This is a genomic window from Emticicia aquatica (assembly GCF_923079645.1).
Taxonomy (GTDB): domain Bacteria; phylum Bacteroidota; class Bacteroidia; order Cytophagales; family Spirosomataceae; genus Emticicia; species Emticicia aquatica.
Window position 1 is genome coordinate 886,681 of sequence record NZ_CAKLPY010000002.1, and the last position, 12,022, is coordinate 898,702.

Sequence of the window (12,022 nt, forward strand, 5' to 3'; positions counted from 1 at the left end):
ACAAAAGTATTTTACAGACTGTTTAGCTATATTATTAGGTTTAAAATCTTAGTAACTTTAATAAAATATCATCTTTAAAATTCATCGTTACGATTTATTCTATATTCATCACTCTTAAATCTAAATTGAAGCTATGGCACAAGCAAAATTGGAAATCATTGACGCTTTGCGTCGTACAGCAAAAAAATTAGAAGCTGGTAGTCAATATATGTGGGGACACATGGGAAGCTGTAATTGTGGCAATCTTGCTCAAGAAATAACCAAACGTTCAAAAGCTGAAATTCATGCTTACGCCATGCAAGGTCACGGCGACTGGAATGAACAACTCAATGATTACTGTGGAATCAGCGAAATGCCCATCGATTTAGTGATTCATGAAATGCTTACTTCAGGGTTTTCGTTGGAAGACCTCCAAAATTTAGAAAAATTATCAGATAAACAAATTTTAATACGACTCCCTGCCGAAAATCGTTATCTTCGCCACAATGTTAGAGCAGATGTAATCGTTTATTTAACAGAGTGGGCAAATATGCTCGAAGAACAACTCTTAGGAAGCATCGAACTGCCTGATTTTTTACAGGAAAAAACTTTACAGTATGCGTAAAATAATTTTAATGAGTATCTTGACAATCATCACATTAAGTGTTTTTGCTCAAGAAAGTATTCCAACTTCAGGTGATAAAGATAGCCAAACACAAGTATTTTTTGAAAAACCTAAGCCAGCATGGAAAGAAAAATTAAGATATGGCGGAAATTTTTGGCTGGGCTTTTTTGGAGCATTTTATATTGATGCTTCGCCAATGGTTGGCTACGAACTCAACGACAAAGGAACGATTGCGGGTGTGGGAGGAACGTTCATTTTTCAAGGAACATTCAATAGAAATAGTTCGACAAATACCAATAATGTAATTTTTGGGCCAAAACTTTTCGTTCGTCAACAAGTTTTTAAACGATTTTTTGTTCACGCCGAATACGAATTCATCAATGCGTACGCTGACCAATTTTATTCATTTAACGAACAAACTGGCGACCCTAATAAAAAACAATGGGGAAGTTCACCACTCATCGGGGCAGGATTTTATCAAGGAAGCGATGGCCGACGTGGTAGCTTTATTTCATTAATGTATAATTTGGGTTACCCAAATCGTGGGTTTATTAGTCCACAAAGTTTACTCGGCAATGGTTTTCCGCTGACACTTCGCTATGGATTTTTGTTTTGAAAAATTCTATTAAAATATTGTAACTTTGTGCTTCTCTATCTCCCTCTTTGTTAAAGAGGGAGAATTTTTATCATCATACTGGTTTGAAAATCTTTAATAAATATTCGTTTCCACTTATTTCTTCAATTTTTCTAACGGTTGTTCCTCTACTTTTTAGTTCGGCACTCACGGTTGCAGTCATTACTCATGAAAATGAAGTGGCAAAATTACCTTGGCAAGATTGGACTTGGATTACATTAATTTGCTGTATTACATCAACTTTTGCATTTACTCCACCAACACTATTAGCCCTAATATTTGGTTATTTCATTGGTTGGCATGCAGTTTTGCCCGTTTTTATGATGAATATGGTAGCTATATTTTTAGTAAATATTATTACAAAACGCTTTAATCAAGACAATTTAAGGACTTATTTATCTGATAATATAAAAGTTAACTCAATTCTTGAAAATATTCGCAAACAAGAATTAAAGTTTATTTTCTTCACTAAATTATCTCCAATATTACCTTTTGCACTCACAAATTTTGTATTTGCATTATCAGGAGCAAAACTTAAGAATATCCTTTTAGGTGGTTTTTTGGGAATGATTCCACGTACATTATTAGCAGTTTGGACGGGTTCACAAGCGAAAGAAATTAGACGATTGTTAGAAAATCCAAATGAAGGAAATTTGCAAAAGATTTTAATAATTTTATTGATCATTATCTCCGTTGGTGGAGTAATATATTATATTTTACCAAAGAAAACACCATAAAAAAGCCTTGCAGAATCAAAATTCTACAAGGCTTTTTACAAAATCTACTCAAATTAGAATGACTTCGCAATATTTGTAAACTCTCTTGATTTTAACGAAGCTCCACCAACTAATCCGCCATCAACGTCTGGGCAAGCAAAAAGCTCTTGAGCATTCGCACCATTTACACTTCCTCCATAAAGGATTGAAATTTCATCTGCTACCACTTGGCCGTATTTAGAAGCTAAATGGTCTCTTAATACTTTGTGCATTTCTTGTGCTTGGTCGTTAGACGCCGTTACACCCGTTCCGATTGCCCAAATTGGCTCATAAGCTATTACTGTTTTTTGTAAATCTTCCGCAGAAAGGTGAAAAAGACTATTAGTGATTTGTCCACGAACAAAATCGAAGTGAATGCCTTCGTTGCGTTGCTCTAGGGTTTCGCCACAACAGAAAATCGGAGTTAAACCACCTTCTAAAGTTGCATCTACTTTTTCTGCTAAAAATGCATCAGATTCGTTGAAATATTGACGACGCTCGCTATGACCAATAATCACATGACCAACACCAACAGACTTCAACATCGGAATCGACACCTCTCCCGTATATGCACCCGAAGCTTTTGGATAGCAATTTTGAGCTCCTAATGATACTTTTGATGTATCTATTAATTTCCCAAAAGTACTTAAATAAGGAAAAGGCACACAAAGTACAACCTCTACATTAGGATTTGTAACTTCGTCTTTTACCATATTTACCACTTCTGAAAGTAGGATTTGACCTTCCTCAAAAGTTTTGTTCATTTTCCAGTTACCTGCGGCGATTTTTTTTCTCATTTTCTTAGAATCTTTGATTGTTAAAAAGTTAGAAATATTGTTTTAACACCTATTTACTGCGATTTTATTTAACAAAATGTAGCAAATTGAAACGCTTAAAACAATATCCAACTGTTATAATAAAGCCCAAAGATAACAGTTTTTCTTTAAATTTTATAACCAGATTTCCATTGCGACATCGGCACGGGCATACGGTGAGGTGAAATTTTCAATACGAGTAAAACCTAATTTTGCATAAAGTGTAAGAGCAGGCGTTAAGCTCGAATTTGTTTCTAAATAAACCCGTTTTGCTCCTAATTTTTTGGCCATTTCGATTGCCGCTTCACCAATCAATCCACCAATTCCAAGTCCACGGGCCGCTTCACTCACACCCATTTTACAAAGTTCATACGAGTCATTTCCCATAGCTTTCAATGCCGAAGTACCTAAATATTCATCTCCTCGACACGCTAATAAAACTACTCCACCAGTTTCCAGAAAGTATTTTTCAGGATTTTCAAGTGAATCTAAATCACCTTTTTCTACCTTGAAATATTTATTTATCCACTCATAGTTAATCTGTTTGAAAGCTATTTTTTGAGCTTCATTTTGTGGGTCGAGGTTGATAATTTCTATTGTTGACATAATTTTAAAAGGCAAAATGTTTATAATCTCGAACCTACATCTCGAATTGTATCTAGTAAATAGGCAATCGAAGCTTCTGTTTTTCGGTGATTGATGATGCACGCTCGCAACACAAATTCATTGTTTAGTTTTGTACCTGTAATAAAAACTCGTCCATCGGCTTCGAGGGCAGGAATCAACTTCTGATTCAAATCTATAATCTCGTCTTCGGTTGTCTTTTCTCCAGTATATCTGAAACAAGCAACGGCTAAATCTGAGCTTGACTTCAATTCAAAATCAGTTGATTCGATAATTAATTTTGATAAATAATGTGTCAAATCAATGTCTTTTTGAATCATTGCTCGAATTCGGTCAAAACCATAGGCTTTTACCGACAACCAAACTTTGAATGCCTTTGCGTTACGAGATAATTGAAAATAATGTTCATTAAACTCCAAACGAGCATTCGGATTCGTTTGGAGTTCGGTAGCCAAATAATCGGCTTCTTTAAAATACGTTTCTCGCATTTTTCCCCAATCTTGCACCAATACACAACCAATTTCAAAAGGTTGGTAAAGCCACTTATGAAAATCCAACGCAATAGAATCGGCTTTTTCTAAACCAGCATATTTTTGTTTCAAAGAAGGCAGCGAAGAAGCCAAACCGCCATAAGCTCCGTCAACATGAAACCACATTTGGTATTTTTTTGCTATTTCCGAAAGTACCGTCAAATCATCAATCGCCCCCGTGTTTACAGTTCCAGCGTTGCCAACAATACAAAATGGCATAAAACCATTCGCTAAATCAGTTTGAATTTGTGCTTCTAAAATATTTGTGTCAATTGTTAAATCAGCTTTCGTTGCAATTCTACGGAGTTGATTAGTGCCAATTCCTAGCAAAGTGACACTTTTATCTACACAATTATGGGTTTCTGTTGAACAATAAATTGTGAATGGTTTTACTCCGAAAAGGCCATTTCGCTTAATATCTAATTTCTTGAAAAATATATTTCGAGCAACTGTCAAGCCCGCCAAATTAGCTTCTGACCCACCGCTAACCATTGCTCCACCTGCATTGGGCGTGTAATCAATCATTTCGGTAGTCCATTTTACCACTCGTTTTTCAATTTCGGTCATGGCAGGAGCTAAGTGCCACTTTGTATTGTTTTGGTTAACAGTCGAAGCTAAAAGTTCGGCAATAGTTGACATTTGATTGCCGCCCGACATTACGTAAGCGTACATATTCAAACCCAAATTACCTGTTGCACTATCTAAAACCTTCGTTTGGGCTTCTTGCAACAATTCCAAACTGTTTTTGCCTTCAAGTGGAAGCGGTTCATTAAACCAACGCTCAACTTCTTCTTGGGAATTTACGTTAAACCCTTTTTGGGAAGCTAGGTTTTGGTACTGATTCAAAATCATTGAAGATGTTTTTTCAAGAATATCCTGAAATTCTTCTTGGGTAAAATCTAAAGTATTATTATTCATCTGCTAATTATTTTACATGCAAGCGGTAAATTTTCAATTCTTTGATAGCGGGTAATTTGTAAGTTTTTGGCACATTTGCTCGTGGCATTAGCACAAAGCCATTTCTTTCATAAAAACGATGAGCAGCTTGAGCCATCAGCGGTGTATCCAACCATAATTCTTGATAGCCTTTTTGCTGTGTGTAATTAACCAATGTTTCAAAAAGGTTTTGTGCCAAGTTTAAATCTTTGTTTCCTCGCATTGATTTATCAAGAAACATTTTTCTCAAAACAGCCTGTTTTTCGTTAAGCGGTTCTAAACCAATTGTTCCCATTACTTGATTTTGTTCATTTAAAGCAATCCAAAAGCAGCCTTCCTTATAAAACTCACCAATATTCGGCAAATCGGGTTGGTCTTGTGCGGTTAGACCTAAGTTAAATTCGCCATTTTGAATTCCCAAAACCAAGTTTTCGACTTGTTTTTGATAAATGTCAGCATAGATTTGTATTGAAATTTTCATTTAGTTTATTCTTTAAAATATTTTATCATGTTGGATAATCGACTATTTTTTCTTCGATTCTTGAAATAGCTTCATTCGTTCTGTATAAGATTTTGAATCAAAAAAAGTTTCCATTTCCTCCAGGGCTGTCAAAATATTGGTTGCTTGGGCATCAACAACTTGTCGATTTACTTCTCTAATATCATCCCAAATTAATTGTAGTTGCGGCAAAAGATTTAGTCCCTTTTTGCTTAACTTTAATAATCTTTTACGGGCATCTTCTTTTGATTTTGTAGAAATTATCCAACCTTTTTTTTCTAATTCTTTAGCCAATTGAATAACTGCAGGGTGAGAAATGTTCAGTTTTTGAGCAATTTCCATGATTCCTAATTCTTTTTCCTGCGAAAGTAAATAGTAAAGTGGAAACCACTTTGGCTCAAACTCAATGCCATTGCTATGATAAAATTCCGCTCCCGCCCGCATGATATAATCGCTCATGCGTTTGAGGCGACTGGCAATAATTAGTGGGCCTAATTTTGAAAAAACATCTTGCATTATGTAATCAGTTACGTAATTAATTACGCAAATATATGAAGATTAAAAATATTTGCAAGATTGAGTCGATTTTTTCTTTTAATGTAAGAGGCGTTTTACTTGCTGGTAATCGAAAATTAAAATTTTCTAGCAAAGTCAATTGTTATGCAGGAAAAAATAAGAACCCGAAAATCAGGTGTTTTTTGAAATAAAAACAGAGACATTTACCTAAATTAAATGCCTCTGTTGAGCTTTTTGAAGCAGCATTTTTTGATTTAAGCGTGTAAAAACAGTTAAGCTTTGGCCATTTCCCAGCCAAGAATTGCTTTTTTTCTGGTAACACCCCAACGATAACCGCCAATTCCGCCAACTTTTTGTAGCACACGATGGCACGGGATTAAATAACCTAAACGATTACTGCCGATTGCCGTACCAACAGCTCTTTGAGCAGTAGGTTTTCCGATAGTATTGGCGATAGTTTCATAGCTAACCATTTGTCCAAAAGGAATTTTCAGCAAAGCTTCCCAAACTTTAATCTGAAAATTTGTACCACGCATCAAAAGTGCAATTGGCTCAGATTTGTTTGTTGTTGCATAAAAAATTTGCTCGATAAAAGGTTTCGTAATGTCATTATCAAAAACAAGTACAGCTTTTTCAAAATCTTGTTGTAATTCATTTATTATCAATTCTTTAGATGCTATATCAAGAAACCTAAAGTCAGTTATTCCTCGCTCTGTAATTGCTATTAAACATTCGCCAAATGGCGTTTCATGAATGCCGTAATGAATGGCAAGTCCTTCTCCTTTTGACTTGAATTCGGCGGGAGTCATGGCTTCGTAAGTCACAAATAAATCGTGTAATCGGCTCGAACTAGATAATCCAGATTCAAAAGTTGCTTCTAACAAATTGCTACTTCCTGCGAGTTTTTCTTTGGCAAATTCTTTAGTTAAAAACCGCATAAAACGTTGTGGACTAGTTCCTGCCCATTTCGTAAAAAGTCGATTAAAATGAAACTCTGAAAGTGCCACATGATTAGCGATTTCTTTAAGATTGGGCTGTTGCTGAAAGTTTTCCTCAATAAATTGAATTGCTTTCTCAACACGACGATAGTCTATATTATCTTGATTATCAATGAGTTCCATCTATTTTTTTAAGATTTATGAAAAGAAATTCTGGATGTAATTAAATCTTTTATCCTGAATCTTTATCAAAAATACAAGAGATAACATTGATGAACAATCTGATTTTTGCGGAATCGAATATCTTTAAGTTAAACGGGTTCTTTATTTACTAATTTCGGTTTAATTCTAGAAAAAACGCTTGATTTTTCTTCAATTTTGAATTTGATTTTATACTTTTTTAAAATTCTTGCTGATAAAATTCCAATGATTATTCCTGGAGCTGTCCAAGTGACAATAAATACATAAAAAGGGGTGTTTTCGGGTAAAAATCTCGGAACGATGTTTACACAAAAAGCTGTAATTGCCGCCGAATAAGCACCCATCATTTTGCCAGCATGAGCAAAAAACCAGTGCATTTTTTCGGCCTTTACAAAACCCAAATAAATCTTTAAATCTCCGTAAGCATTAGCCAAACTTACCGTTCCAAATACAAAGAAAAGAATATTAAGTGCATCAAATCCTTTAGCTGGATTTTGAGTTAAATATGCTCCATAAGCGAGCATAGTTATACCCGAAAGTCCAATTAAATAAGCCCCTATTTTATCAATTATTTTTGGCAAAACTCCTTTTTTCATTGTTAACATTCGTTTTCCAGACCAGTTTGGATAGAAACTAACTATGCCGATTCCTAAAAAAAACTGATATTTCAAGTTGGTTGGATAAAGGATGAAGAAAATTGTTGTTGTAACGAAAATCATAAACATTGACCAGTAAAAAATGATGCCTGCACGATTATGAATTTTGCTACCTTTGTTGGCTATCATGGCAACCAAACCAGCTGCGAGCGAAAGAATACCACATAATACATGAATGGCTATTGAACTTTTGTAGATAAGCGTTTCCATTATTTTCTGTTTTAATTTTTTGCGTTTTTGAATGACACAAATGTAGAATTACAGAAAAAACAAATCAAATTAAAGGGCTAACTATCAAGCATTTGGGAAGATTGACAAGCAGCAGGGATGTTTGTCAAAGTATTTGGGGTGAATAACAAATAATAATATCGAATACTTTTTTTTATTTTAAGCGTTCTACTATTTCGGAATACTTTCGAGCCACAGGCACAAACAATTCTGGCGTTTCGAGGTGAAGTTTATAACCTTGAGCATTACCAGTAATTTTTTCTACTTTATCAAGATTCACAATAAAAGACCGATGACAACGAACAATGTTTTCGGAAGCAATTTGGGCTTCTATTCTAGTTAAACTACTGCGAAGTAACTCTTTTTGAAGATTTCCGTCTTTTTCGTAAAAAATAGTAGAATAATTATCAGCCGATTCGATAAAAAGCAATGAATCTTCACTTAATTCAAGCATATCTTTTCCATTTTCGGCAATTAACTTCAATGATTTAGTTGCAGTCAAATTCTGTCTTTCAGCATCGTGCGAATGATGAATAGCGATTGGTTGATTATATTTTTTTAACTGGTAAATATAATTCATCATTACGCCAAAAGTAGCAGGAAAAATACCAATGATAATCACAACTAGAAGCATTCCGAAAAAGTTTTTCCAACCATTTTCAAAATGAAATACAATATTGCTAAACCACATATTACCCACAGCAATCATGAAAATGAGCAACATTATTGATAAAATTTCTTTGCCTACATTCCAAGTTTTTTCGTTGTGGTATTGCCGAAATGTTTTGAAAATGCCAAATCGTAGTATAAAACCGCATAAACCAGTAATTAATCCATAACAAGCCAAATACCAATTTTTGTTAGGGTCGTGCCACGCTAAAGCCCCAAAAGGCTGAAATAAAATGAGAAACAACGCAATAAAAGTTCCTTCTCCAATACTTTGTATGATTAATTGTGTATTGGATTTTTCTCCAAAAGGATAAGGTTGCAATAAAATTTTAAGCATTATTTTAATTAAATGGCCTCCAATTGATAATTTGCTCTATAAAACTAGGCACAACTTGTGGGTACATCACAATCATTACGACAACACCAAAAATTGCTCCGTACCAGTGAGCCGAATGATTAATAAAACCATTTCCTCGCTGCATTTCATAATACGTAAATGCCAAATACAAACCAGCAAAAATAAAAGCGGGCATCGGAATAAAAAACACGCCCAATTGTGCTGTTGGTACAAATAAAATTGCTCCAAAAATGACAGCTGAAACAGCACCAGAAGCACCTAAAGAATTATAATTTCGGTCATTACGGTGTTTGAAAAATGTTGGTAAATCCGAAACAATAATAGCAACAATATAAAAAATCACATAAGCAACCGAGCCAAGTTTTGGGTCATTGTCGAACTTCTGAATGAAAACTTGTTCAATAAAATCGCCAAAACTATAAAGTGTGTACATATTAAAAAATAAGTGCATAAAATCGGCGTGAATGAAACCAGAAGTAATAAAACGGTGATATTCTCGATTACGATTAATAGCAACGGGATTCATCAACCAACTTTCAAAAACGCTTAAATTGCTTAAAGCATAAAGGCTCATTCCGACTGTAACGATGATTATTAATAAATTGGCAGTAATTTGTTCCATTTGTGTTTGTTAAATTTAGAAAGAGAAAAATCGACAATCGTTTTTATTAAGATTCTCTTTCGATTAATTGTTTTGTCAACTCAATCAAAGGCTGCTTTTTGTCTGACGGAGCATTGAGTTTCACTAAATCTTCAAGGCCTTGATTGAAGTAAGTATTCATTTTATTTTCGGCTAAGTGCTTGATATTCAATGAATCATAAATTGCTCTTACGGCTTTTACTTTTTCCTCTTTATCAAACTCCTTTGCATTAATCCAAAATTGTAATTCGGCTTCTTCTTTTTTTCCTGCACTAAGCTCCAAAGCTTTCAACAAAAGCCAAGTTTTTTTATTTTCAATGATGTCGCCACCAACTTGTTTGCCAAATTTTTCGGGGTCACCATAAACATCCAAAATATCATCTTTTAATTGAAAACCAATGCCAATATTTGTTCCGAAATCATACAATAATTGCGTTGCTTCATCTCCTGCTTCTGCAATCAAACCACCCAATTCTAGGGAAAATCCTAATAAAACTGAGGTTTTTAAACGAATCATATTGATGTATTCGTCTTCGGTAACATCATTGCGGGTTGCAAAATTCATGTCCCATTGTTGTCCTTCACACACCTCCGCAGCTGTTCGATTAAACCTTCTGATTACGTGTTTGAAAATTTTATCATCAACGGCTGTCATCAATTCGTAGGCACAAACCAACATAACATCGCCCGAAAGAATGGCAATATTTTCATTCCATTTTTCGTGTACGGTTGGTTTGCCTCTTCTTAATGGAGCCGCATCCATAATATCATCGTGCATGAGCGTGAAGTTATGAAAAACCTCAACGCCAAGAGCAGGCTTCACAGCTTTTTGCCAATTGTCCGAAAAAATATTTGTTGCCATCACAGCCAATAAAGGACGCATTTTTTTCCCACCAAGCGACATTAAATATTCAATTGGCTCGTAGAGTTCAACGGGGCTTTCGCCGTATTTTGTATTGGCAATTTCGGTTTGAATTGCATTCAGGAAAACTTCTAATGACATAATTTTTTTAATAAAATCGGCTAAATAATTGTGCTTTAAGCTCAAATAAAGCCAAACTTACGAATACTAACAAGTTATTTTCTATACTCCGAAAACATTTTTATTAAAAAAGCGACCAAGTTTCCTTAGTCGCTTTTCTTCTAAAATATTAAAACAAGCAATTAGGCATGAATGTTCCAAACCCAACCAAATGTATCTGCTACTTTTCCAGTACGAATATCGTTTAAGGCATTTTTCAATCGAGTTGAATAAGATTCATCAGTGATTGTTGGCAAAACATAATCAGAACCTTCAAAGCCGATTGCTGCGAATGGAGAAACCACAACGGCTGTTCCTGCACCAAAAACCTCTGTTACGCTGCCACTTTGGATTCCTGCAATAATTTCTTCAACCGAAACTCTTCTTTCTTCTACTTCAATGCCCATTGATTTAGCCAATTGAATCAAAGTATCACGAGTAATTCCTTTCAAGATAGTTGTGCTTGTATTTGGCGTTACAAGTTTGCCATCTTTTACAAACATTACATTCATTGTGCCTGATTCTTCAAAATATTTATGTTCTAAAGCATCTGTCCACAATAATTGTGTATAACCTTGCTCTTGAGCTAATTTTGCAGGATATAATGAAGCAGCGTAATTTCCTGCACATTTTGCATAGCCAACGCCACCAGGAGCAGCACGAATAAATTCGGTTTCAACTTTCACTTTTGGTGGAGTTGAATAATATTTACCTGCTGGACTCATGATAATCATAAAGCGGTAATTTTGAGATGGACGAACACCCAAATACACATCACTCGCAAACATGAATGGACGCAAATAAAGTGAATTATCTTCGCCTTTCGGAACCCAAGCAGCATCAATTCTAAGCAATTCTTCTAAACCACCGATAAAAATTTCTTCAGGAACTTGTGCCATACACATACGTTCGGCTGAAATATTAAATCGCTTGAAATTTTCTAATGGACGAAACATCAATACTTCATCTTTATCATTTTTGAAAGCTTTCATTCCTTCAAAAATAGATTGTCCGTAATGAAGAGTTGCCAATGCAGGATTGTAGCTAATATCTCCGTAAGGCAAGATTTTTGGTGTTTGCCATTCTCCGTTGATACAATCAGCCACTAACATGTGGTCAGTAAATATTGTCCCAAAAGCAATATTATTAGGGTCAAGTTGATGGATTCGACTCTCAGCAACTAGCGTAACGTCTAAGTTAAGTGTTTCTGTCATAACAAACTAAAATTTTGAATTAATGGCGTTTTTTTGCTTTTGGCGATTGCTTTCGGCATTTAAGCATCTTTTTCGTTATGCTTATGTTTCAAAAACAATCACTTACATAATTATCTATGCGAAATAACAAATAATATACTATACTGTCAAGGAAAAATGCAAAAATAGTTGTTAAGACAACCTT

At 34.8% G+C, this 12,022-nt stretch carries 14 protein-coding genes; 3 read left to right on the forward strand and 11 right to left on the reverse strand.

The features are described 5' to 3' along the window. The first annotated feature begins 133 nt into the window (after positions 1 to 133). From MJQ71_RS13360 to MJQ71_RS13370, 3 genes are all read left to right on the forward strand, one after another. Positions 134 to 604, forward strand: a complete 471-nt coding sequence (locus MJQ71_RS13360) for a hypothetical protein (protein WP_238807125.1) — start codon at positions 134 to 136, stop codon at positions 602 to 604. Then, positions 597 to 1,220: a hypothetical protein gene (locus MJQ71_RS13365; RefSeq protein ID WP_238807126.1), complete on the forward strand. Its 624-nt coding sequence runs from the start codon at positions 597 to 599 to the stop codon at positions 1,218 to 1,220. Before MJQ71_RS13360 ends, MJQ71_RS13365 begins: the two co-directional genes overlap by 8 nt. 83 nt (positions 1,221 to 1,303) lie before the next feature. Beyond that, positions 1,304 to 1,975: a TVP38/TMEM64 family protein gene (locus MJQ71_RS13370; RefSeq protein WP_238807127.1), complete on the forward strand. Its 672-nt coding sequence runs from the start codon at positions 1,304 to 1,306 to the stop codon at positions 1,973 to 1,975. A gap of 53 nt (positions 1,976 to 2,028) precedes the next feature. On the opposite strand, the gene tpiA is transcribed toward MJQ71_RS13370, so the two are convergent. From tpiA to MJQ71_RS13425, 11 genes are all read right to left on the reverse strand, one after another. Beyond that, positions 2,029 to 2,790, reverse strand: coding sequence for a triose-phosphate isomerase (tpiA, locus tag MJQ71_RS13375; RefSeq protein ID WP_238807128.1), 762 nt, complete (start codon positions 2,788 to 2,790; stop codon positions 2,029 to 2,031). A 153-nt stretch (positions 2,791 to 2,943) separates the two neighbouring features. Beyond that, the gene (locus tag MJQ71_RS13380) at positions 2,944 to 3,414 is read right to left on the reverse strand and encodes a GNAT family N-acetyltransferase (protein ID WP_238807129.1); all 471 of its coding nucleotides are present in this window, start codon (positions 3,412 to 3,414) and stop codon (positions 2,944 to 2,946) included. A 20-nt stretch (positions 3,415 to 3,434) separates the two neighbouring features. Then, entirely contained in the window at positions 3,435 to 4,880 is a 1,446-nt protein-coding gene (locus MJQ71_RS13385; protein WP_238807130.1) for a pyridoxal phosphate-dependent decarboxylase family protein, read from the reverse strand. A 7-nt stretch (positions 4,881 to 4,887) separates the two neighbouring features. Continuing rightward, the gene (locus MJQ71_RS13390) at positions 4,888 to 5,379 is read right to left on the reverse strand and encodes a GNAT family N-acetyltransferase (protein ID WP_238807131.1); all 492 of its coding nucleotides are present in this window, start codon (positions 5,377 to 5,379) and stop codon (positions 4,888 to 4,890) included. Positions 5,380 to 5,421: 42 nt separating this feature from the next. Beyond that, on the reverse strand, positions 5,422 to 5,913 hold the full coding sequence (locus tag MJQ71_RS13395) for a MarR family winged helix-turn-helix transcriptional regulator (protein WP_238807132.1): 492 nt from the start codon (positions 5,911 to 5,913) through the stop codon (positions 5,422 to 5,424). A 272-nt stretch (positions 5,914 to 6,185) separates the two neighbouring features. Next, positions 6,186 to 7,034, reverse strand: coding sequence for a bifunctional helix-turn-helix domain-containing protein/methylated-DNA--[protein]-cysteine S-methyltransferase (locus MJQ71_RS13400; protein ID WP_238807133.1), 849 nt, complete (start codon positions 7,032 to 7,034; stop codon positions 6,186 to 6,188). A 128-nt stretch (positions 7,035 to 7,162) separates the two neighbouring features. Beyond that, positions 7,163 to 7,918: a hypothetical protein gene (locus tag MJQ71_RS13405; protein ID WP_238807134.1), complete on the reverse strand. Its 756-nt coding sequence runs from the start codon at positions 7,916 to 7,918 to the stop codon at positions 7,163 to 7,165. 172 nt (positions 7,919 to 8,090) lie between these two features. Next, positions 8,091 to 8,942, reverse strand: coding sequence for a LytR/AlgR family response regulator transcription factor (locus tag MJQ71_RS13410; RefSeq protein WP_238807135.1), 852 nt, complete (start codon positions 8,940 to 8,942; stop codon positions 8,091 to 8,093). Between the two features lie 4 nt (positions 8,943 to 8,946). After that, on the reverse strand, positions 8,947 to 9,585 hold the full coding sequence (locus tag MJQ71_RS13415) for a rhomboid family intramembrane serine protease (protein ID WP_310587530.1): 639 nt from the start codon (positions 9,583 to 9,585) through the stop codon (positions 8,947 to 8,949). Positions 9,586 to 9,631: 46 nt separating this feature from the next. After that, positions 9,632 to 10,606: a polyprenyl synthetase family protein gene (locus tag MJQ71_RS13420; protein ID WP_238807136.1), complete on the reverse strand. Its 975-nt coding sequence runs from the start codon at positions 10,604 to 10,606 to the stop codon at positions 9,632 to 9,634. A 161-nt stretch (positions 10,607 to 10,767) separates the two neighbouring features. Then, positions 10,768 to 11,838, reverse strand: coding sequence for a branched-chain amino acid aminotransferase (locus MJQ71_RS13425; protein ID WP_238807137.1), 1,071 nt, complete (start codon positions 11,836 to 11,838; stop codon positions 10,768 to 10,770). Positions 11,839 to 12,022 lie beyond the last annotated feature (184 nt).